Annotated in this window: 16 protein-coding genes; 7 read left to right on the top strand and 9 right to left on the bottom strand. The window is 74.0% G+C overall.

Features of this window, described 5'->3' with window-relative positions:
* Positions 1-89 precede the first annotated feature (89 nt).
* Positions 90-2,321 (top strand): catalase/peroxidase HPI, encoded by a 2,232-nt coding sequence (katG, locus tag ACWIX7_RS25300; RefSeq protein WP_448619157.1) that lies wholly within the window; start codon positions 90-92, stop codon positions 2,319-2,321.
* A 213-nt stretch (positions 2,322-2,534) separates the two neighbouring features.
* Here katG and ACWIX7_RS25295 read toward each other — a convergent pair whose 3' ends face one another.
* Complete coding sequence (locus ACWIX7_RS25295) at positions 2,535-3,941, bottom strand: pyridoxal phosphate-dependent decarboxylase family protein (protein WP_448619156.1); 1,407 nt, start codon at positions 3,939-3,941, stop codon at positions 2,535-2,537.
* 204 nt (positions 3,942-4,145) lie between these two features.
* Positions 4,146-4,970, bottom strand: coding sequence for a class I SAM-dependent methyltransferase (locus tag ACWIX7_RS25290; RefSeq protein WP_448619155.1), 825 nt, complete (start codon positions 4,968-4,970; stop codon positions 4,146-4,148).
* A 578-nt stretch (positions 4,971-5,548) separates the two neighbouring features.
* Between ACWIX7_RS25290 and thrS the strand changes: the two genes are divergently transcribed.
* Positions 5,549-6,784: a threonine--tRNA ligase gene (thrS, locus tag ACWIX7_RS25285; RefSeq protein WP_448619154.1), complete on the top strand. Its 1,236-nt coding sequence runs from the start codon at positions 5,549-5,551 to the stop codon at positions 6,782-6,784.
* A gap of 83 nt (positions 6,785-6,867) precedes the next feature.
* Here thrS and ACWIX7_RS25280 read toward each other — a convergent pair whose 3' ends face one another.
* The 6 genes from ACWIX7_RS25280 to ACWIX7_RS25255 all read right to left on the bottom strand — a co-directional run bounded on the left by ACWIX7_RS25280 (position 6,868) and on the right by ACWIX7_RS25255 (position 13,136).
* Entirely contained in the window at positions 6,868-7,836 is a 969-nt protein-coding gene (locus tag ACWIX7_RS25280; protein WP_448619153.1) for an MsnO8 family LLM class oxidoreductase, read from the bottom strand.
* Positions 7,837-7,960: 124 nt separating this feature from the next.
* Positions 7,961-8,752 (bottom strand): IclR family transcriptional regulator, encoded by a 792-nt coding sequence (locus ACWIX7_RS25275; protein ID WP_448619152.1) that lies wholly within the window; start codon positions 8,750-8,752, stop codon positions 7,961-7,963.
* Positions 8,749-9,759, bottom strand: a complete 1,011-nt coding sequence (locus ACWIX7_RS25270; protein WP_448619151.1) for a PDR/VanB family oxidoreductase — start codon at positions 9,757-9,759, stop codon at positions 8,749-8,751. The genes ACWIX7_RS25275 and ACWIX7_RS25270 overlap by 4 nt, the downstream gene beginning before the upstream one ends.
* Before the next feature lie 14 nt (positions 9,760-9,773).
* On the bottom strand, positions 9,774-11,048 hold the full coding sequence (locus ACWIX7_RS25265) for an aromatic ring-hydroxylating dioxygenase subunit alpha (RefSeq protein ID WP_448619150.1): 1,275 nt from the start codon (positions 11,046-11,048) through the stop codon (positions 9,774-9,776).
* 49 nt (positions 11,049-11,097) lie between these two features.
* The gene (locus tag ACWIX7_RS25260; protein ID WP_448619149.1) at positions 11,098-12,600 is read right to left on the bottom strand and encodes an MFS transporter; all 1,503 of its coding nucleotides are present in this window, start codon (positions 12,598-12,600) and stop codon (positions 11,098-11,100) included.
* A 167-nt stretch (positions 12,601-12,767) separates the two neighbouring features.
* Positions 12,768-13,136, bottom strand: a complete 369-nt coding sequence (locus ACWIX7_RS25255; protein WP_448619148.1) for a cupin domain-containing protein — start codon at positions 13,134-13,136, stop codon at positions 12,768-12,770.
* A gap of 298 nt (positions 13,137-13,434) precedes the next feature.
* Here ACWIX7_RS25255 and hutH point away from each other — a divergent pair, with 298 nt between their 5' ends.
* The 5 genes from hutH to hutI all read left to right on the top strand — a co-directional run bounded on the left by hutH (position 13,435) and on the right by hutI (position 20,418).
* Complete coding sequence (gene hutH / locus ACWIX7_RS25250) at positions 13,435-14,973, top strand: histidine ammonia-lyase (protein WP_448619147.1); 1,539 nt, start codon at positions 13,435-13,437, stop codon at positions 14,971-14,973.
* A gap of 25 nt (positions 14,974-14,998) precedes the next feature.
* Positions 14,999-16,654, top strand: coding sequence for a urocanate hydratase (hutU, locus tag ACWIX7_RS25245; RefSeq protein ID WP_448619146.1), 1,656 nt, complete (start codon positions 14,999-15,001; stop codon positions 16,652-16,654).
* 2 nt (positions 16,655-16,656) lie between these two features.
* On the top strand, positions 16,657-17,844 hold the full coding sequence (locus ACWIX7_RS25240) for an allantoate amidohydrolase (RefSeq protein ID WP_448619145.1): 1,188 nt from the start codon (positions 16,657-16,659) through the stop codon (positions 17,842-17,844).
* Complete coding sequence (locus ACWIX7_RS25235; RefSeq protein ID WP_448619144.1) at positions 17,838-19,160, top strand: formimidoylglutamate deiminase; 1,323 nt, start codon at positions 17,838-17,840, stop codon at positions 19,158-19,160. The genes ACWIX7_RS25240 and ACWIX7_RS25235 overlap by 7 nt, the downstream gene beginning before the upstream one ends.
* 73 nt (positions 19,161-19,233) lie before the next feature.
* Positions 19,234-20,418 carry an imidazolonepropionase gene (gene hutI / locus ACWIX7_RS25230; protein WP_448619143.1) on the top strand — a complete coding sequence of 395 codons (1,185 nt, stop codon included), beginning with the start codon at positions 19,234-19,236 and terminating at the stop codon, positions 20,416-20,418.
* A gap of 71 nt (positions 20,419-20,489) precedes the next feature.
* Here hutI and ACWIX7_RS25225 read toward each other — a convergent pair whose 3' ends face one another.
* Positions 20,490-21,629, bottom strand: coding sequence for an amidohydrolase family protein (locus tag ACWIX7_RS25225; protein ID WP_448619142.1), 1,140 nt, complete (start codon positions 21,627-21,629; stop codon positions 20,490-20,492).

The following is a 21,629-nucleotide window of genomic DNA, read 5'->3' as shown; positions in this document are numbered from 1 at the left end:
ATGCCCGGGAAGAGTCGCGACGACGACGTCCAGCGGCTGGAGGCGACCAGTCATCACGAGGAAACCGCGAGACAGGGAAAAGGACCGACATGACCGAGAGATTCGGTGAGAGCGACAAGACCGCGACCGAGAGCACCAGCGAGAGCGAGAACCCCGCGATCCCGAGCCCCACTCCGAAGGCATCGGCGCGGCCGCGGACCAACCGGGACTGGTGGCCCAATCAGCCGGACCTGTCGGTCCTGCGCCAGCACGAGGCCCGGCCCAGTCCGCTGGGCGACGACTTCGACTACGCCGAGGAGTTCAGGACCCTCGACGTCGAGGCGCTGAAGCGGGACCTGTTCTCCCTGATGACGACGACGCAGGACTGGTGGCCGGCCGACTACGGCCACTACGGGCCGCTGTTCATCCGGATGAGCTGGCACGCGGCCGGTACGTACCGCATCGCCGACGGCCGGGGCGGAGGCGGCTCCGGCGCGCAGCGCTTCGCCCCGCTCAACAGCTGGCCCGACAACGCCAGCCTCGACAAGGCCCGTCGGTTGCTCTGGCCGCTCAAGCAGAAGTACGGCCGGAAGGTCTCCTGGGCCGATCTGCTCGTCTTCGCCGGCAACTGCGCCTACGAGTCCATGGGGTTCAGGACGTTCGGTTTCGCCTTCGGGCGGGAGGACATCTGGGAGCCCGAGGAGATCTTCTGGGGGCCCGAGGACACCTGGCTCGGCGACGAGCGCTACAGCGGCGACCGGGAGCTCACCGGGCCGTTCGGCGCCGTCCAGATGGGCCTGATCTACGTGAACCCCGAGGGGCCGAACGGCAACCCGGATCCGCTCGCCGCCGGCCGCGACATCCGTGAGACCTTCAGCCGCATGGCGATGAACGACGAGGAGACGGTCGCGCTCATCGTCGGCGGCCACACCGTCGGCAAGGCCCACGGTGCCGTCAGCCCGGAGTACATCGGCCCGGAACCGGAGGCGGCGCCCATCGAGCAGCAGGGCCTCGGCTGGAAGAACAGCTACGGCAGCGGCGTGGGGCGCGACGCGCTCACCAGCGGTCTGGAAGGCGCCTGGACCGACGCGCCGACGACGTGGGACAACGGATTCCTGGAGAACCTGTACGGCCACGAGTGGGAGCTCACCGAGAGCCCTGCCGGCGCCAAGCAGTGGAAGCCGAAGGAGGGCGCCGCGGCCGACGCCGTCCCCGACGCCCACGACCCGTCGGAGCGGCACGCCCCGATGATGCTGACGACGGACCTCGCGCTGAAGGTGGACCCCATCTACGGGCCCATCACGCGGCGCTTCCTCGAGCACCCCGAACAGCTCGACGAGGCGTTCGCCAAGGCCTGGTACAAGCTGCTGCACCGGGACATGGGGCCGCTCTCCCGCTACCTCGGCCCGTGGGTCCCGGAGCCGCAGCTGTGGCAGGACCCCGTCCCCCCGGTCGACCACGAGCTGGTCGGGGACGACGACATCGCGACCCTCAAGCGCACGCTCCTCGACTCGGGCCTGTCGATCCCCCAGCTGGTCGCCACCGCCTGGGCGTCTGCGGCGAGCTTCCGCGGCACCGACAAGCGAGGCGGCGCCAACGGGGCCCGGATCCGGCTCGAGCCGCAGCGCAGCTGGGACGTCAACGACCCGGCCGAACTGGCCGGGGTGCTGCCGACCTACGAGCAGGTCCAGCGCGACTTCAACAGCACGCAGTCCGGCGGGAAGGAGGTCTCGCTCGCCGACCTGATCGTCCTGGGCGGGTGCGCGGCCGTGGAGCGGGCGGCCGAGGACGCCGGCCACGACGTTCCGGTGCCGTTCGCGCCGGGGCGCACGGACGCCTCGCAGGAGCAGACCGACGTGTCGACCTTCGCCGTGCTCGAACCGACCGCGGACGGGTTCCGCAACTACCTCCGGGCCGGGGAGAAGCTGTCGCCGGAGACGCTGCTCGTGGACCGGGCGTTCATGCTCAACCTGACCGCTGCGGAGATGACGGTGCTCCTCGGCGGGATGCGCGCCCTGGGCGCCAACCACGGGGGGACGCCGCACGGCGTGCTCACCGACCGGCCGGGGACGCTGACCAACGACTTCTTCGTGAACCTGCTGGACATGCGCACGGAGTGGAAGGGGTCCGCAGAGGTCGAGAACGTGTACGAGGGCCGGGACCGGGCCACGGACGAGGTCCGGTGGACCGCCACCGCCGCCGACCTCGTCTTCGGGTCCAACTCCCAGCTGCGTGCCCTCGCGGAGGTCTACGCCTGCGACGACGCGGAGGAGAAGTTCGTGCGCGACTTCGTGGCCGCGTGGACCAAGGTCATGAACCTCGACCGGTACGACCTCGTGTGATCCCGACGTCGAGGTCGGCCGCCGATCAGGCGACCTCGACACCCCGGTGGTGCTCCTCGCCCATCCAGCCGGCCGACGAGGAACGTGTGCGCACGGGCCGAGACGCTCCTCGGACACCGGACGAACCCCCACGGTCCGACCGTGGGGGTTCCGTCACCAGCGCAGATCACCCGGCGTCGACCACCTGGACGGTCGGGTCCGTTCGCGGCGCCGTCAGGGATCCGCGACCCGCCGTCCCCCGCCCCTCCACGCGGCCCCGACTGCCCGCACGGCTCGGTCGACGTCCGCCTCCGTCGTGGACCAGTTCGACACGGAGACCCGCATGAGCCGCATCCCGTGCCAGGTGGTGGCGCCCATCCAGCACTCACCCGAGCGCTGCACCGCGGCCACCACCGCGTCGGTCGCCGCGTCGTCGTCCCCGAACCGGAGGAGGACCTGGTTGAGGACGACGTCGTTGACCACCGCCACGCCCTCGACGGCCGACGCCTGATCGGCGAACCGACGGGCCAGCGCACAGCAGCGCTCCACGAGGTCGGAGACGCCCGCACGACCGAGCTCACGGAGGGCGGCCCACGTCGCGAAGCCGCGCGCCCGGCGGGAGGACTCCGGGACGTGGTCCCCGGGCGCGCGCAGGTCCCCCTGTCCCTGCCCGGTCAGGTACACAGCCGTGTACGCCATCGCCGCCCGGTGCGCCTCCGGGTCGGCGCAGAACGCGTAGCCGCTGTCGTAGGGGACGTTCAGCCACTTGTGACCGTCGGTACCCCAGGAGTCCGCGGCCGCGAGGCCCTCGACCAGGTGCCGGGTGGTCGGGCAGGCCGCCGCCCACAGTCCGAAGGCGCCGTCCACGTGGACCCAGGCCCCGTACCGGTGGGCGAGGGGGACGGCAGCGGCGAGGTCGTCGCAGGCACCCGTGTTCACGTTGCCCGCCTGCAGGCAGACGATGACCGGTCCCGGTGGACCGTCCTCCAGTGCGCCGGCGAACGCAGCGACGTCGATCCGCCCCTGCTCGTCGGTGGCGACGGGGCGCAGGACGCCCGTGCCGAGCCCCAGCAGTCGCAGCGACCGGTCGATCGTCGCGTGCCGCTCCCCCGTCGCCAGCACCCGGATCGCCGGCGCGCCTCCGAGCCCGTCCTGTTCCACGTCCCAGCCGGCGTCGGCGAGCACGCGGTGCCGGGCCGCGGCCAGGCCCACGGTGTTGGCTCCCTGTGCGCCGGTGACGAACCCGACGGACGCCGTCCCCGGCAACCCGAGCACCTCCTGCAACCACGCGCCGGCCACGTCCTCCACCACCGCTGCCGCCGGCGACGTCACCGCGTTGAACGCCGGCTGGTCCCACGCCACGGCGAGCATGTCCGCCGCGGTGGCCGCGTCCAGGGCGCCGCCGACCACGAAGCCGAAGTACCGCGGCCCCGTCGTGGCCACCAGCCCCGGCCCGGCAGCCGCCGCCAGCTCCGCCAGGACGACGTCCGGCCCGGCGCCCTCGTCGCGCAGCGCGCCCAGTCCGGCGCGGACGGCGGCGGCCGGCTCCCCTGGGGGGAAGACCGCGACGTCCCGGACACCGGCCCGGTAGTCGGACGCCCGCGCCGCCACGTCGCTCAGGAGGTCGTGGAGGTCAGCCATCCCCGGATCGTCACAGGCTGCGACCCGGCCGAGGTACCCCTCGCGGCCGAGGACACCGGAGACGGGCGGACGCGCCCGGGGAGGTGACCGTGCGCCCGACTGCGGTGACGACCGCGGACCTGCCCCAGCGGTGCGGCGGCACGCACGGCCCCGAGGTGGAGCGGGAGTGCGGCGAAGGGCGCCAGGAGGACCGGCCGCGCCGGGTCAGCGCCGGGTGCCGACGGCGAGCAGGTACTCCTTCTCGAACCTCGCCCGATCCGGTGTACCGCGGTTCCACTCGTCGCAGAAGCGGTCCAGCGCCTCGTCGAACTCCGCCTCGCGGCCCTCGCGGACGGCGTTGGCCCGGGCCGCGATCGTCGGCCCGTAGTACGCCTTCATGTGCCGGGCGTAGTCGTGCGGGTCGTCGAAGACCGTGATCTCCAGGACGTCACGGGTCAGCGTCCGCCACTCGACCCGATCGCCGAGCAGCGACCGCACGTGGTCTTCGCTGCCCCACAGCGGCGGCGGCTGCGCACCCGGCGGAGGGGGCGGCGCGAACGGCTTCATGGTGGCGAACAGCGCACCGAGCATGCCCTCGGGCGTCCAGCACAGCAGCCCGATGGTCCCGCCGGGGCGGCACACGCGCACGAGTTGGTCGGCGGCGTCCTGGTGGTGGGGCGCGAACATGACCCCGATCGTGGACATGACGACGTCGAAGGACCCGTCCTCGAAGGGCAGGTCCTCCGCGTCGGCCTCGGCCCACTCCAGGTCGAGCCCCTGCGCCTCTGCGCGTCGCCGGCCGGCCTCCAGCAACTCGGGTGTCAGGTCGCTCGCGGTCACGCGCGCCCCCCGCTGCGCGGCGGGGAGCGAGGCGTTGCCGGTGCCGGCCGCGACGTCGAGGACCCGCTGTCCGGCGCGCACGTCGCAGGCCTCGACCAGCCGGGGACCGAGCGGCAGCAGCCACGTCTCCACCATCCGGGGGTAGTCCCCCGAGGCCCACATCTTGCGGTGCCGCGCCTTGAGTTCGGCGTCGCTGACCGTGACGGACATCCGAGTCCCCTCTCGTGGAGCAGCCAGACCCCTGCAGACGATGGCCGGTCCGCAGCCGCTCGGCCAGGGGCGAACTGCTCCCCTCCCGGCGGGCCGGCGGTCCCCCGATCGTGCGGGCCGCCCCTCGTGGTCGGCGGTCAACGAGCCCGGACGCAGCCCGGTGCGGCCATCGGGTCATGAGCTGCGGCCAGGCGGTCCTGATCAGCACCGTGGACCGGGCCGCGCACTGGGTCGCAGCGATCCCCGGGTCGAACGCGACCTCCCGGCGCCACCCTGGCCGCGATCGAGCTGCTGGTCGGCCGAGGCGGACCGTCGAGGCAGCTCCCATGGGCAGCACGACCACCCCGGCCCGTGCCCCTGCCATCCGGTGCGCTCCCGGATGGAGGGCATGGGGCCGGCTAATGGCCTTGCTCGTCGAACCCACCGGGTGTCATGGTCGGCGACGTGCTCATCGCGCTGCAGCAGACGACCACGCCGGAGGTCCTCCGGCGTCTCGTGTAGCACGCGCGCTACCAGTCCCGGGGAGCCAGCCCCGGGTGTGCTGTCGGCGGTCGGTTCCCCTCGTGAGAGGAACCGCGATGTCCCCCAGCCCCTCCGACCACTCCGGTCTCGGACGTGCACTGGATCTCTTCGACACCTCCGTCTCGGTGGGTGCCGGGCTCCCCCTGTGGCTGCCCGACGGCGCCGTCGTACGCGCCGAGCTGGAACGATTCGCCGTGGAACAGGCACTCGCATCGGGCTGCCGCCGGGTCTACACCCCCGTGCTGGCCAAGCGGGAGCTGTTCGAACGCTCGGGGCACTGGGACAAGTTCTCGGCCGACATGTTCCCGGAGATGCGGGTGGGCGGGGAGAGCCTCGTGCTGCGCCCGGCGAACTGCCCGCACCACACCCAGGTCTTCGCGGCCCGCCCACGCAGCTACCGGGACATGCCGGTGCGGCTGGCGGAGATCGGCTCGATGTTCCGCAGCGAACTGTCCGGCGTCCTCGTCGGGCTCAGCCGGGTCCGGCAGATCAACCTCGACGATGCGCACTCCTTCTGCCGTCCCGATCAGGTCACCGACGAGGTGCGTCTCGCACTCGACGCGATCCGACACTGCTACGAGGTGCTCGGCATCCGCATCCACCGGTACCGGCTCTCCGTCCGCGGACCCCATGGCCGCTACCTGGGAGCGGACGAGCAGTGGCGTACCGCTGAGGACCAGCTCCGCGCCGCTCTGGACGTCGCCGGCCTCAGCCATGACGTCGCGCCGGGTGAGGCCGCCTTCTACGGTCCGAAGATCGACGTCCAGGTGGTCGACCACCGCGGCCGCGAGGAGACCCTCTCCACCGTGCAGGTCGACCACAACCAGCCGGAGCGTTTCGACCTGCACTACGTCGGCGAGGACGGCGGGAGGCACCGCCCCGTCATGGTCCACCGGGGGCTGCTGAGCTCGATGGAGCGGATGACAGCCATCCTCCTGGACGGCGGCAACGGTCGCTTCCCCACCTGGCTGTCCCCGGAGCAGGTCCGGGTGCTGCCGGTCAGCGAGGAGGCGCACGGAGCTGCCGCACGCTCGCTGGTGACCCGGCTCGCCAGGGCGGGCATCCGCGCGGAGCTGTCCGCACGTGGCTCGCTGTCGGTCCGCATCAAGGAGGCACACCACCGGCGAGCTGCATACGTCGCGGTGGTGGGGGACGACGAGGTCGCGGACGACGCGGTCACCGTGTCCGCGCCCGGCTCACCGGCCCGGTCCCTCATGCCGGTGTCCGAACTGGTCGAGCGACTGGTCGCAGAGATCGCTGCCCGCCGGCGCGACCGGACCGTCGCCGGCTGACCCGCCGGTGCAGGCGGTCGGCGGTGCACGACGACCGGCTCGGTCGCACGGGCACCCGTCCCCGACCGGAGCCGCTCGTCCGATCAGGCCAGCAGCGCCGCGAGCGAGGCGTCGGAGTCGGCGAGCGCCGCCCGGTCGTAGGTCGCGCCGGTGGCCAGCAGCTCGTCGGCCCCGCTGCGCTCGGTGAGCTGCTCCAGGCGGCGGCGGACCGTCGTGGGGCTGCCGGCGGCGGCGGCGTCGAGGCCGCGCTCGACCCGGCCGGCGACCTGGTCGTCCCAGCGCTGGTCGCGGATGGCCGCCACCGGCTCGAGGGCGCCGAACACGCCGGTGCGCCGGGAGCTCACCATCGCCCAGACCTCGGGGAGCGCCAGCTCCCGGGCCTCGGCATCGGTGTCGGCGACGAGCACGTCGAGGGCGACGGTGACGTGCGGACGGCCGTCCCGATGCGGACGGAAGTCCCGCCGGTAGGCCGCGAGCAGGTCCCCCAGGTCGGGCCGGTCGAGCACCGGGCCACCCAGCACGACCGGGAGCCCCAGCCGGGCGGCGACCTCGACCCCGCGGCCGGTGGCGAGCACGAAGAGCGGGACCGGCGCCTCGCCGACCGGGTGCGCGGTGACCGGTGCGGTCCGCTCCAGGTAGCCGCGGAGCTCGACGACGTCGTCGGCGAACGTGTCCGGCTCGTCGCCGGAGCGACGCAGGGCACGGCGTACGGGCGCGGTGAAGCCGAGCGAGCGGCCCAGGCCGAGGTCGATCCGCCTCGGGTACAGGGCGGCGAGCATCTGGAACTGCTCGGCCACGACGAGGGGCTGGTGGTGCGGCAGCATCACCCCACCCGAGCCGAGCCGGATCGTCGCCGTGCGCGCCCCGATCGCCGCCAGCAGCACCGCCGGCGCTCCGGACGCGACACCCGGTACGCCGTGGTGCTCGGCCACCCAGAACCGGCGGTAGCCGAGCGCCTCCGTCGCGACCGCCCGCTCCACCGTGTGCGTCAGCGCGGCCCCCTCCGGATGGCCGGTGCGGGTCCGGGAGCGGTCGAGCAGCGAGAGCCTCACACCGGGGGCAACCTGGGACACCCGGTCCGGCTTCCGGCGGGCCGTGCCGCCGAGCGTGGTCGTCGTCGCGGACAGCCGCTCGGCTCCCGGCAGGGTGCGCGGTCCCGCTCCCTGCCGGGGACCGTCAGGGAGCCCACCAGTCCGTGCCGGGCGACGCGAGGGTGCGGCCGATGCCGCGCGCGGCGGCCCGGACGCCGGGCGCGATGTCGCGGACGGCAGCCGGGGAACTCCCGCGCACGACGATGGACAACGCGGCCACCACGGTGCCGCAGACCTCGACCGGTGCGGCGACGGAGACGGCGTCCTCGGTGACCTGCCGATCGCTGATGGCCATGCCGGTCCGGCGGACCTCGGCGAGCACCCGGCGCAACCGCCGCGGATCGGTGATGGTGTGCCGGGTGTAGGCCGTCAGCGGGTCGGCCAGCACGCGTTCCTGCACCTCGGCCGGGGCGTGGGCCAGCAGCACCAGGCCGACCCCGGTCGGCGGCAGGGCGAAGCGACCGCCGACCCGGGTGAGCACGCCGACGGCCGACCGCCCGGCGATCCGCTCGACGAAGACCACCTCGGTGCCCTCGCGCACGGCGAGCTGCACGTTCTCGTGGGTGACCTCGTAGAGGTCCTCCATGAACGGCAGCGCCACCTCGCGCAGTCCCAGCCCGCGTGGCGCGAGGGCGCCCAGCTCCCACACCCGCAGGCCCACCCGGTAGCGGCCGTCCTCGTCCCGCTCGACGCCGCCCCAGGCGCACAGCTCTCCGACCAGGCGGTGGGCGGTGGACAGCGGCACGCCGACGGCCCGGGCGATCTCCGACAGCGTGAGCGCCGGCCGCTCCCGCGTGAAGGCGTCGAGGACGGCGAGCAGCTTGCCGCCCGCCGTCCGCCGGGCCGCCAGCGGACCGGCACGGAGGCCGCTGGTCACGGCACGTCGATGGAGACGACCGCCGGCCGCCCGTCGCCGCCGGCCAGCCCCCCGGTGCGGGCGCTGACCACGCGGGAGACGCAGCACTGCAGCCGGTCACCCGCCCGGTGCTGCTCGTCGCTGAGGAAGACGTCGCGGTGGTCGATGACCCCGTCGACGTCGAGGACCTTGACCTCGCACAGGCCGCACTCGCCGCGACGGCAGTCGAACATCATGTCCGCACCGCAGGCCTCCAGCGCCTCGAGCATCGACACGTCGTGCGGCACGAGGGTCTCCAGGCCCAGCCGCGGGATGCGCACGGTGAACGCCTCGGGGGCGAACCGGCCGCTGCTGCCGAACGTCTCGAACCGCAGGTCGGCCGGGCGACGTCCGGCCTGCGCCCAGGCGGCCTTGATCGCGTCGAGCATGGGGGTGGGACCGCAGACGTACAGCTCCCCGCCGTCGGGGACGCCGGCGACCAGCTCGGCGACGTCGAGGGAGCCGCCCTCGTCGTCGATCCGCAGGTCGAGGCGGTCGCCGTGCTCGGCGGCCAGCTCGTCGACGAACGCCATGAGGCCCCGCGACCGGGCGCCGTAGACGAAGCGGTAGTCCGCGCCGCGGGCCTTGAGCGCCTTCCCCATGGCCACCAGGGCGGTGATGCCGATCCCCCCGGCGGCCAGGACGTACCCGGGCCTGCCGTAGTTGAGCGGGAAGTTCTGCAGCGGCTGGGTGATCGACACCTCCTGCCCCCGGCGCAGACCGTGCATGAAGGCCGAGCCGCCCCGGCTCTGCCGGGCCAGCTGCACCCCCAGCACCAGCTCCGTGCCGTAGCCGCTCATGCCCACGACGGAGTACGAGCGGACGTCGGCGCGGCCGTTGACGTAGACCCCGATGTCGATGTGGCTGCCCGGTGGCGCGGGCACGTCGAGCTGCTCGGGCTCCAGCACGATCCGCCGGACGTGCTGGGCGACCTCGCAGACGTCGATCACCCGCGCCCTCCCCCACCGCTTGGCGCTCGTGGCTGCCATGTCGGTCGCTCCGGCTACAGGCCGCGGCCCATGAGGCCGGCCGTCGGCTGCTCCCGGTGACGGGCCACGCCACCGGCCACCTCGGCGGCCTGACCGGCGCCGCCGCCGGCCGGCGGCCCGGCGTTGGCGGCGGACGTGACCTCGGCCATCGCGGCGGCGGCGTGCCCGGCCAGGTCACTCACCGCTCCGGTGTCCGAGCCGAGCTCGGCGTCGATCATGCGCTGCACGATCCGGCGGGTCCACATGCTGCCCGCGTCGATGTTGAGGTTGTAGAAGTCGTAGTCGGGGTTGGCCTCGATCCCCCGCTGCTGGGCCTCGAGCATCTGCTCGTCCTCGAAGAAGACGTTGGACACGCCCTCGCGCAGCCGGGTGGTGATCACCTGCTTGTCCAGGCACCAGTCGCGGGCGAACCCCCACAGGTAGTGGCAGGTGTTGTCGGTCTCCGGCGTCATCGTGTTGATCACCGTGCCGGTGACCCCCTGGCTGCGGTCGCCCTCGGGCGCGCCCGTCCCGGCCTTGGCCACACCGACGTCGATCGCGATGGTCGACGGGGCGGTGTAGCGAATGATCTGCCAGCGGTCGACCGGCCCCTCGTAGTCGGGGAAGCGGTCCTGCAGGTTGCGCCTCCAGAACGGCGGCGGGTCGATGCCCAGCATCCACTTGGTCACCGTCACCGTCCGGTCGGTGTGGGTCACGGTGAACTCCGACTCCGACAGCGCGTCGTGGCCGATGCTCGACCCGTGCACGAACTGTTCGTGCGTGAGGTCCATGAGGTTGTCCACGATGAGCTGGTAGCTGCAGTTGACGTGGATCGTCTTGCCGTCACCGGCCCACTCGGGGTGCTCGTTCCAGTACAGGTCGGGCACCAGGGCCGGGTCGGCCAGCGCCGGGTCGCCCGGCCAGACCCACACGTAGCGGTGCCGCTCCACGACCGGGAAGGAGTGCACCGAGGCGCTGGGGTTGATCGTCTCCTGCGCCGGCATGAAGGTGGCCCGGCCGTCGGGGTCGTAGCAGATGCCGTGGTAGCCGCACATGATCTCCTCGTCGCCGCGCAGCTTGCCCATCGACAACGGCGCCAGCCGGTGCCAGCAGGCGTCGGCCAGCGCGACCGGACGGCCGGCCGTGGTCCGGTAGAGGACGATCGGCCGGTTGGCGACCGTCTTGGCCAGCAGGTTGCGCCCCACCTCGTGGTCCCACGCCGCCGCGTACCAGGCGTTGAGCGGGAACGAGCGGAACGCGGCGTGCCCGGTGGGGCGGCCGACGGAGGCGGGCGAGGTCGAACCGGTCATGTTCGGGTCCCTTCGGAGATCTCGGCGGGGCAGTCGGGTCGGGGAACGGTCAGGCGGGGATGGGGTCCTCGTGGTGGGCCGGTGCCTCCCGGACCATCGCGTAGAGGAAGAAGGAGACGATCATGATCCCGGCGGCGACGTAGACCCCGGGAGCCCAGCTCCCGGTCGCGTCGCGGAGGATGCCGCTGACCACCGGGCTGAGCACGGCACCGATCTCGGAGACGAGGTTGAGCATGCCGAAGGCCGAGCCGCGCTCGCTGGCGGGCACCAGGTCGCCGGTCATGCCCTGCACGATCGGCTGCAGCGCGTTGAAGAACACCCCGGAGCTGAACAGCAGCAGCCCGAGGAGGGCCAGCGAGGGCAGCTGGTCACCCTCCCCGCCGGAGATGCTCCAGCCGAAGAGGAGCACGAGCACCGAGTAGACGGCGGTGCAGACCAGGGCGAGCGGCTTGCGGCCACGGCCGCGGCGGACGGCGCGGTCGGCGAGCCAGCCGCCGACGGGGAAGCCGAGGATCCCGGCACCGGCGTTGAACGCAGCGGTCAGCGCGGCGGCCAGCAGACTGCTCTCCGCTGCCTCCCGGACGATCTGCACCGACCAGAAGCTGAAGAACCACAGGTTCCACAGGATCGCGATGTAGGCCAGGTAGATCAGCCACATGTTGCGGTTGAGCAGTGCTGCCCCGCGACCGGACTGCTTGACGCTGCGCACGATGATCGCGATGTACACGAGCGCGATGACCGACGCGATGGTCGCGGTCAGCCACTCCGGCCACTGGAACGTCTCGGCCATCAGGAAGAGGCCGACGATGACCAGGAAGGTCGGCGTGGAGAACAGCAGCAGCCGTAGGAACGGCGGCCCCAGCCGCAGCGCCCCACCGAGCTTCGACCGGAAGAAGACGAACGCCACCGTCGCGACCACGAACGTGAACGCGGCGAACACGAAGAACGGCAGTCGCCAGGCACCGTCGCCCATGCCCAGCGACTCGCCCCAGGCGATCAGCAGCGGCGTGGCGATGATCCCGACCGTCAGGCCGATGGACAGGCCGGTGATCACGATGCCCAGACCGAGCGTCCGCTGGGCCGCCGGGGTGTGCGTGATGATCAGGGTGCGGTCGTTGGAGTAGAAGACGCCCTCGCCCAGGCCGGTCAGCACGCGGGCCGCGACGAACGCCACGAGCCCGGCCACCAGGCCGGAGACGATGGTCAGGACGCCGGCCGCCAGCAGCGAGACGATGATCATCTCCCGGTGCCCGAAGCGGTCGCCGAGCCGCCCCCCCGGGTACTGGGTGAGCATGTAGCCCAGGAAGAACATCGAGCCGACCAGGCCACCCACCGTCGCCGGGTTGGACGCGTCCCCGATGAACCCCGCCTCGTTCTGGATCATCCAGGCGATGACCGGGCCGGTGACCGTCCGGTCCGCGTAGCTGACCACCCAGCCGAGCAGCAGCACCGCCCACAGGGCCCGGTAGGGGGCGACCGGCCGGTCGTCGCGACCGACGTCGAGCAGCTGCTCTTCCCGGGCGGTGTCGCTCTCGGAACTCCCTGACGCCATCTGCCACTCCCTTCCGAGCGAGGCCGCCGCCTATCGGCGATCGGCGATCGATGGAGGGAAGAGTGACGCAGGACACCGCCGCGGGTGTACGCCACTTCCGTGGGGCGGAAGGCGGATTCGGCCGGGCGCCGGGCCCGGGCGCCGACGGCGCGCGAGGGCGGTGGCGACTACGTGGGACGGGCCCACACGGAGGCGCCGTGCCAGTCGATGGCCACGACCGCCTCGTCGCCGACGACCCACGCGTCGTGTCCGGGTGGCAACGACGTCACGTCACCGGGCCCGGCCTCGATCTCGGTCCCGTCCGCCATGCGCACGTGGACCCGGCCGGACACCTGGTACTGCTGGTGCGGCGCCTCGCAGAGCTCCGTGCCGGCCACCGGCTTGACGTCCTCGGACCACCGCCACCCCGGCTGGAGGGTGATCCTGCCGACCTGGGCTCCCCCGGACAGGTTGAGCAGTTCGAGCCGCCAGTTGTCCCCCTCACGGACCTCGTCCGGCTCGTCGAAGGTGGCGTGCTCCAGGGGCTGGGTCTCCATGGCTCCTCCTCTCGATCCCGTGCACCCGAGGAGGCCAGTTGTCCTCACCGTCCGGCCGGTGGTCAACGGGGAACACGCTGTTCTGCTACTCCCCTGACGATCGTGGTGACGCGGGTGCCGACGACCTGACCGGTCGGGAACCGCGCTGCCCGACACCCGACCGTGCGCCCGAGCGCTACCGCTCACCGGTCGGGTCGTGGCGACCGTCGTCGACGTCCGCGGCCGCGGTCGCTGCGGGCCGTCATCGACCGGGCCGACAGGTCTAGGCGGCCCAGCGCTTCCGGTGTCCCATGGCCCCATGCCTCCCGAACGCGTGGCTGTCGGGACCGGCCCGGTCAGGCCCGAGGACGTGGTCCGCGTCGCCCGGGACGGGTGCGGGGTCCGCCTGACCGCGGAGGCCCTCGCGGAGATCGCCCGGAGCCGCTCCGTCGTCGACGCCCTGGCCGGGGACGACCGGGCGCACTACGGCGTGTCCACCGGCTTCGGGGCGCTGGCCACCCTGCACATCCCGGTCGGGCAGCGAGGCTGGTTGCAGCGCAGCCTGATCCGTTCCCACGCCGCGGGCTCCGGCCCCGAGGTCGAACGCGAGGTCGTCCGGGCCCTCATGCTGCTGCGGCTGTCCACCCTGGCGACCGGCCGCACCGGCGTCCGGCCGGAGACCGCCCAGACCTACGCGGCCGTGCTGGATGCCGGACTCGTGCCGGTCGTGCACGAGTACGGCTCGCTCGGGTGCTCCGGCGACCTGGCCCCGCTGGCCTCGGTCGCGCTCGCCCTCACGGGGGAGGGACGGGTCCGGGACGGCGCCGGTGAGCTCCGCGCGGCCGCGGAGGCCCTGCGGGAGCACGGCATCGAGCCCGTGGAGCTGGCCGAGAAGGAGGGGCTCGCACTGGTGAACGGGACCGACGGCATGCTCGGCATGCTGGTCCTGGCGCTGGCCGACCTGCGCCGCCTGCTGACGACGGCCGACGTCGCCGCGGCCATGAGCGTCGAGGCCCTGCTCGGCACCGACGCCGTGTTCGCCGCGGACCTCCAGGCGCTGCGCCCGCACCCGGGGCAGGCGGTCTCGGCCGCCAACCTGCGCATGCTCCTGAGCGGCAGCGGCGTGATGGCCAGTCACCGGGGGCCCGAGTGCACGCGGGTGCAGGACGCCTACTCGCTGCGCTGCGCCCCACAGGTGCACGGCGCGGCCCGCGACACGATCGCCCACGCCGCCGCGGTCGCCGGCCGCGAGCTCGCCGCGGCCATCGACAACCCGGTGATCACCCCCGACGGCCGCGTGGAGTCCAACGGCAACTTCCACGGCGCGCCGGTCGGCTACGTCCTGGACTTCCTCGCGATCGCGGCCGCCGACGTCGCCGGGATGAGCGAGCGACGCACCGACCGGTTCCTCGACGTGGCCCGCAGCAACGGACTGCCGGCGTTCCTCGCCGACGCTCCCGGGCTCGACTCCGGGCATATGATCGCCCAGTACACCGCGGCCGGGATCGTCAGCGAGCTCAAGCGGCTCGCCGTCCCGGCCAGCGTCGACACCATCCCCTCCTCGGCGATGCAGGAGGACCACGTCTCCATGGGCTGGGCCGCCGCCCGCAAGCTGCGGCGCGCGATCGACGGCCTCACCCGTGTCCTCGCCATCGAGATCCTGACCGCAGCCCGTGCCCTCGACCTGAGGGCCCCGCTGCGACCGGCCCGGGCCACGGCCGCGGTGCGCGACGCCGTCCGCGCGGCCGGCGTCGACGGGCCCGGACCGGACCGGTACCTGGCCCCGGAGATCGAGGCCGTCGTCCGCCTGGTGGCCGACGGAGCCCTGCTCCGGGTCACCGACCTCCCCCTGAGCTGACCCCGCGAGACGAGGAGAGCCACCCATGGACGGAGCACGACCCGTACGGTCCCCACGCGGCACCACCCTCACGGCCCGGAGCTGGCAGACGGAGGCGCCGCTGCGGATGCTGCAGAACAACCTCGACCCCGAGGTCGCCGAACGACCCGACGACCTGGTCGTCTACGGCGGCACCGGTCGCGCCGCCCGCGACTGGCGCAGCTTCGACGCCATGGTGCGCACGCTGACGACCCTCGCCGACGACGAGACGATGCTGGTGCAGTCCGGTCGGCCGGTCGGCGTCCTGCAGACGCACGAATGGGGGCCCCGGGTGCTGATCGCCAACTCCAACCTGGTGGGCGACTGGGCGACCTGGCCGGAGTTCAGACGCCTCGAGCACCTCGGCCTGACCATGTACGGCCAGATGACCGCCGGCTCGTGGATCTACATCGGGACGCAGGGGATCCTCCAGGGCACCTACGAGACGTTCGCCGCCGTGGCGGCCAGGCGGTTCGGGGGAACTCTCGCCGGCACGCTGACGCTGACCTGCGGCTGCGGCGGCATGGGCGGTGCCCAGCCGCTCGCCGTGACGCTCAACGGCGGGGTGTGCCTCATCGTCGACGTCGACGGGAGCCGGCTGCGCCGCCGGGTCGCCCAGCGCTACCTCGACGAGGTGGCCGACGACCTCGACGACGCCGTCGGACGCTGCCTCGCCGCCAAGCGGGACCGGCGAGCGCTGTCCGTCGGCCTCCAGGGCAACGCGGCCACGGTGGTCCCCGAGCTCCTGCGCCGGGACGTCGAGGTCGACGTCGTCACCGACCAGACCTCCGCGCACGACCCGCTCAGCTACCTCCCGGAGGGGGTCGACCCCGACGACTGGCACGACCTCGCCCGGGCCAAGCCCGAGGAGTTCACCGACCGCGCCCGCGCGTCGATGGCCCGGCACGTCGAGGCGATGGTCGGGTTCCTCGACGCCGGGGCCGAGGTCTTCGACTACGGCAACTCGATCCGGGACGAGGCCCGCCAGGGCGGCTTCGACCGGGCGTTCGCCTTCCCGGGCTTCGTGCCCGCCTACATCCGGCCGCTGTTCTGCGCGGGCAAGGGTCCCTTCCGCTGGGCCGCCCTGTCCGGGGACCCGGCCGACATCGCCGCGACCGACCGCGCCGTCCTCGACCTGTTCCCGGACGACGACCACCTGCAGCGCTGGATCCGGGCCGCGCAGGACAAGGTCGCCTTCCAGGGGCTGCCGGCCCGCATCTGCTGGCTCGGCTACGGCGAGCGCGACGTCGCCGGTCTCCGCTTCAACGAGCTGGTCGCCGCCGGGGAGATCACCGCACCGATCGTCATCGGCCGCGACCACCTCGACTCCGGGTCCGTCGCCTCCCCCTACCGGGAGACGGAGGCCATGGCGGACGGATCGGACGCCATCGCCGACTGGCCGCTGCTCAACGCGCTGGTCAACACCGCCTCGGGCGCCACGTGGGTGTCGGTCCACCACGGCGGCGGCGTGGGCATCGGCCGGTCCATCCACGCCGGGCAGGTCAGCGTCGCCGACGGCACGGAGCTGGCCGCCCGGAAACTCGCGCGGGTGCTGCACAACGACCCGGGCACCGGCGTGCTGCGGCACGTCGACGCGGGCTACGACCTGGCCGCCGACGTCGCGGCCGAGCGCGGGATCCGGGTCCCGATGACGGAGGGCTGACGGTGGACTCGTTCGGGTCCATGTGGGCCGACCTGGCGCCGGTAGGCCGGGACCCGTCCACCGGCGGCTACCGCCGCTCCGCCTGGACGGCGGCCGACGCCACCCTGCGCGAGTGGTTCACCGCCGAGGCCGGACGGCGGGGGCTCGACGTCACGACCGACCGGGCCGGCAACCTCTGGGCCTGGACGGCGGACCCCGACGCCGGCGGGCCCGGGCTCGTCCTCGGCAGCCACCTCGACTCGGTGCCGGACGGCGGCGCGTTCGACGGCCCGCTCGGCATCGTGTCGGCCCTCGCGGCGCTGGACCGGCTCGACCGCGCCGCCCTCCGGCGGCCGGTCGGCATCGCCTGCTTCGCCGACGAGGAGGGTGCCCGCTTCGGCGTGGCCTGTTCCGGGTCCCGGCTGGTCACCGGCGTCCTCGACCCCGACCGGGCTCGCGGGCTGACCGACGACGACGGCACGACGATGGCGGAGGCCATGACCCGCGCCGGGCTGGATCCGGCCGTGGTCGGCCGGGACGACGAGGCCCTCCGGCGCATCGGCACGTTCGTCGAACTGCACGTGGAGCAGGGCCGCGCGCTGGTCGACCGATCGTCGGCCGTCGGCGTCGCCTCGTCGATCCGGCCGCACGGCCGGTGGCGGCTGGACCTGCGCGGCCGGGCCGACCACGCGGGCACCACGAGGCTGGCCGACCGGCAGGATCCGATGCTGGCGCTGGCGGCGGCCGTCCTCGGGGCACGGGAGGCGGCCGGCCGCCACGGCGCCCTGGCCACCGTCGGCAAGGTGCAGGTGCAGCCCAACGGGGTCAACGCGATCCCGTCGGAGGTCACCGCCTGGTTGGACGCCCGGGGGCCCGACGAGGCCGGCGTACGACAAGTGGTCGCCGCGGTGGGGGCGGCGGCGGGCGCGGATCCCGTCGAGGAGTCCTGGACCCCCGGCACCTCGTTCGAGCCCTCGCTGCGCGACCGGCTGGCCGGCCTCCTCGGCGGCGACGGCACCCCCGCGCCGGTCCTGCCCACGGGCGCGGGTCACGACGCGGGCATCCTGACGGCGGCCGGCATCCCGACCGCCATGCTGTTCGTCCGCAACCCGACCGGCGTCTCCCACTCCCCCGCCGAACACGCAGAGCCCGACGACTGCGCGGCCGGCGTGGCCGCACTGGTCCGGGTGGTCGAGGAGCTCGCGTGCTGACCTTCTGGTGCGAGCACGCCTGGCTCGGCAGCGGCCCGGCGGCCGGGGTGCGGGTGGCCCTCGACGAGGGGCGGATCACCGCCGTCGAGGTGGCCGCGCCCGCGGCCGGGGACCAGCGGCTGGCCGGTCTCGTCCTGCCCGGTCTGGCGAACGGGCACTCGCACGCCTTCCACCGAGCCCTGCGCGGGCGCACCCACGACCGGGCCGGCACGTTCTGGACCTGGCGGGAGCGCATGTACCGCCTGGCCGCGCGGCTCGACCCCGACCGTCACCTCGCCCTGGCCCGCGCCGCCTACGCCGAGATGGCGCTCGCCGGGATCACCTGCGTAGGCGAGTTCCACTACCTGCACCACCCGCCCGGCGGCGGTCGGTACGCCGATCCGAACGCCATGGCGGAGGCGCTGGTCCAGGCGGCGGCCGACGCCGGCATCCGGCTGACCCTGCTCGACGCCTGCTACCTCGCCGGCGGGCTCGACGGAGGCGGGCACCTGCCCCTGGACGAGGTCCAGCTCCGGTTCTCCGACGGGGATGCCGATGCCTGGGCCGCACGGACGGAGCTGCTCGCGGAGCGGGACGGCGTCCGGGTCGGAGCCGCCGTGCACTCCGTGCGGGCCGTGCCGGCGGCGCAGCTGCCCACGGTCACGCACGCCACCGGCGGGCGCCCCCTGCACGTGCACCTCTCCGAGCAGCCCGCGGAGAACGAGGCCTGCCTGGCCCACTACGGCACGACGCCCACCGGGCTGCTGCACGAGCAGGGGGTCCTCGGTCCCTCGACCACCGCCGTGCACGCCGTCCACCTCACCCCGGACGACGTCGCGACGCTCGGGGGCACCGGGACGGGGGTCTGCGCCTGCCCGAGCACCGAGGCCGACCTCGCCGACGGGATGGCCCCGCTCCTGGGGCTCCGGGACGCCGGCTCGCCGCTCAGCCTGGGCAGCGACCAGCACGTCGTCACCGACCTGCTGGCCGAGGCCCAGCTGCTCGAGGCCCACGAGCGGCTGCGCACCCGCGAACGTGGCCGCTTCGCCCCGGCCGCGCTCGTCGCCGCGCTCACCCTCGACGGGCACCGCGCCCTCGGCTGGCCCGATGCCGGTCGCATCGCCCCGGGCCAGCGGGCCGACCTGGTCGCCGTCCGGCTGGACAGCCCGCGGACGGCCGGGTGCACACCGGCCCAGCTGCCGATGGTGGCGGCCGCCACGGACGTGCACACCGTGGTCGTCGACGGCCGGGTCGTCGTCGCCGAGGGCAGGCACGTGCTGGGCGACGTCGGCCGCCTGCTCGCGGCGGCCATCGACCCGCTCCGGGACGACCGGTGAGCGAGCCGGCGAGCTCGACGAGGGACAGAGCGGCTCCGCGAACGAGGCCGACGAGCGCCGGTGAGGAGCCCGGGTGAGCACGCTGGTCACCGGCATCGCCGAACTGGTCACCAACGACCCCTCCCGAGGAACGGGCCGGCTGGGCCTGATCAGCGACGCGGCCCTGATCGTGGAGGACGGCGCCATCGCCTGGATCGGGTCGCGACGCCGCGCACCGGCCGCCGATGCGTCGATCGACGTCGGTGGCCGGGCGGTCGTCCCGGGCTTCGTCGACAGCCACACCCACCTGGTCTTCGCCGGCGACCGGGCCGCGGAGTTCGAGGCCCGGATGTCCGGCGCGCGCTACGACGGCGGCGGCATCGCGGCCACCGTCGCCGCGACCCGCGCCGCCTCCGACGACACCCTCCGCAGCCGGCTGCGCGGTCTGGTGGCGGAGATGCGTCGCCAGGGCACCACGACCGCGGAGGTCAAGAGCGGCTACGGGCTGACCGTCGAGGACGAGGCACGCTGCCTGCGACTGGCTGCGGAGGTCACGGCCGAGACCACGTTCCTGGGCGCGCACGTGGTGCCGGCCGAGTACGCCGGCCGCCGCGAGGACTACGTCGCCCTGGTCACCGGTCCGATGCTCGCGGCGTGCGCCCCGTCCGCCCGGTGGATCGACGTCTTCTGCGAGCCCGCCTCGGCGCACGCCTTCGACGGCGACGAGGCACGCGCCGTGCTGGAGGCCGGCCGCGCCCGAGGCCTGCAGCCGCGGGTGCACGCCAACCAGCTCTCGGCCGGACCCGGTGTGCGGCTCGCGGTGGAGCTCGGCGCGGCCAGCGCCGACCACTGCACCCACCTGAGCGACGCCGACGTCGACGCCCTCGCCGACGGCAGCACGGTCGCGACCCTGCTGCCCGGCGTCGAGTTCGCCACCCGGTCGCCCTATCCCGACGCCCGGCGGCTGTTGTCGGCAGGGGTCACGGTGGCCCTGGCCACCGACTGCAACCCGGGCAGCAGCTTCACGTCGTCGATGCCGTTCTGCATCGCGCTCGCCGTCCGCGAGATGGGGATGGCCCCGGTCGAGGCGCTGTGGGCGGCGACCGCCGGCGGCGCGGCGGCGTTGCGACGGCCGGACGTCGGGCACCTCGGTCCCGGTGCGCGGGCCGACCTGGCCGTCCTCGACGCGCCGTCCCACCGGTACCTGGCCTACCGCCCCGGCGTGCCCCTCGCCCGGGCACTGGCACCCGACGACAGCCGCCCGCCGACCGGCTCCTGAGGCCCGACCGCCGGCCGCTGGGCCCCGTGGGCACGGGGGCACGGCGGTCGGCGTCGCGTCCCGGCGGTGGATCAGAGCCGGTACACCCGCCGGGCGTTCTCGTGGCCGATGAGGCGCAGGACGCGCTCGGCGTCGGGCCGCGCCCACTCCCCGTCCTGCACCCACTGCCCGACGACCCGGCTGATGCCCCGTCGCCACAGCAGCGCACCGAGCAGGTGCAGCTCGCTGGGCCCCCAGGCGTCCGACGAGTACAGCTGCTTGGTGAAGGGGGCGACCTCGAGCGACTCGGCGACGATCTGCGCGCTCTGGCTGCCGGAGTAGAACAGGCCGAGGCCGACGTCGAAGTAGACGTTGTCGAACGCCTGGGCCAGGTAGCCCGCCTCGCGGTGGTACGGGTAGTTGTGCAGCAACATCACCGGGACGCCGGTCGGCTCCACCCGGCGCAGCCAGGGCATGAGCAGCAGCGGGTTGGCCCGGTGCAGGTCCAGGTCGGGGTCGCCGTAACCGCTGTGCAGCTGCAGGGGCAGGCCGCGGTCGACACCGCACCACAGGAGGTGGCGCAGGAGCACCGGGTCCTCGATCCGGACCCGGCCGGACGCGGAGCCGAGGAGGCGGTCGACGGCCTCGGCGACCTCGGCGTCGCCGGGTCGTGCCGGGTCGACGTCGAAGCCGGCGCGGTAGGCGATGATGCTCTTGGTGCCGACCGCCGCGCGGGTCGCCTCCTCCAGCAGGGCCGGGTACCCCGCGACGAAGGCGCGGCCGGAGCCCACCTCCCCGAGCAGCCCCTCGGCCACGGTCTCCAGCCGGACGACCTCGTGCGCGGCCGCGCCGGCCGCCTCGGCGTGCTCCGCGGGCGTCAGGACGGCGTCCCCGAGGTACCCGGTCTCGACGAGGTAGGTGTCGGTGCCGGCCGCTCCGAGGAGCCGCCGGTTGACCTCGTCCTCCCCCAGCTCGCACCGGCGCGCCCAGTACTCCTCCGCGGGCGCGTGCGGCTGCAGGCCGAGCACCGGGGCGCACCAGCGCCGGATGGCGAAGCCGACCTGCGAGTCGAACGCGGTCCCCGCCGAGTGCGGTCTCGGCCCCTCGGTGATCATCGACTCGAACGTCGGCCGGTCGACCGCCGCCCGCAGCGCGCCGTGCACGTGGTGGTCGACGAGGGGGAGGTCGGCCACCGTCTCGTCCAGCGGCCCGGGGTGTGCGCGGGGGTCCAT

The sequence above is a fragment of the Geodermatophilus sp. URMC 65 genome (assembly GCF_053502545.1).
This window is presented reverse-complemented; position numbering and strand designations above follow the sequence as displayed.

What these genes read in the sequence shown, in the direction of transcription:
- ACWIX7_RS25295 (WP_448619156.1), bottom strand. Translation starts at nt 3,941, where the DNA reads ATGGCTGACCTCCACGACCTCCTGAGCGACGTGGCGGCGCGGGCGTCC.
- ACWIX7_RS25270 (WP_448619151.1), bottom strand. Translation starts at nt 9,759, where the DNA reads ATGGCAGCCACGAGCGCCAAGCGGTGGGGGAGGGCGCGGGTGATCGAC.
- hutU (WP_448619146.1), top strand. Translation starts at nt 14,999, where the DNA reads ATGGACGGAGCACGACCCGTACGGTCCCCACGCGGCACCACCCTCACG.
- ACWIX7_RS25265 (WP_448619150.1), bottom strand. Translation starts at nt 11,048, where the DNA reads ATGACCGGTTCGACCTCGCCCGCCTCCGTCGGCCGCCCCACCGGGCAC.
- katG (WP_448619157.1), top strand. Translation starts at nt 90, where the DNA reads ATGACCGAGAGATTCGGTGAGAGCGACAAGACCGCGACCGAGAGCACC.
- ACWIX7_RS25260 (WP_448619149.1), bottom strand. Translation starts at nt 12,600, where the DNA reads ATGGCGTCAGGGAGTTCCGAGAGCGACACCGCCCGGGAAGAGCAGCTG.
- ACWIX7_RS25255 (WP_448619148.1), bottom strand. Translation starts at nt 13,136, where the DNA reads ATGGAGACCCAGCCCCTGGAGCACGCCACCTTCGACGAGCCGGACGAG.
- thrS (WP_448619154.1), top strand. Translation starts at nt 5,549, where the DNA reads ATGTCCCCCAGCCCCTCCGACCACTCCGGTCTCGGACGTGCACTGGAT.
- ACWIX7_RS25225 (WP_448619142.1), bottom strand. Translation starts at nt 21,629, where the DNA reads ATGGACCCCCGCGCACACCCCGGGCCGCTGGACGAGACGGTGGCCGAC.
- ACWIX7_RS25290 (WP_448619155.1), bottom strand. Translation starts at nt 4,970, where the DNA reads ATGTCCGTCACGGTCAGCGACGCCGAACTCAAGGCGCGGCACCGCAAG.
- hutH (WP_448619147.1), top strand. Translation starts at nt 13,435, where the DNA reads ATGCCTCCCGAACGCGTGGCTGTCGGGACCGGCCCGGTCAGGCCCGAG.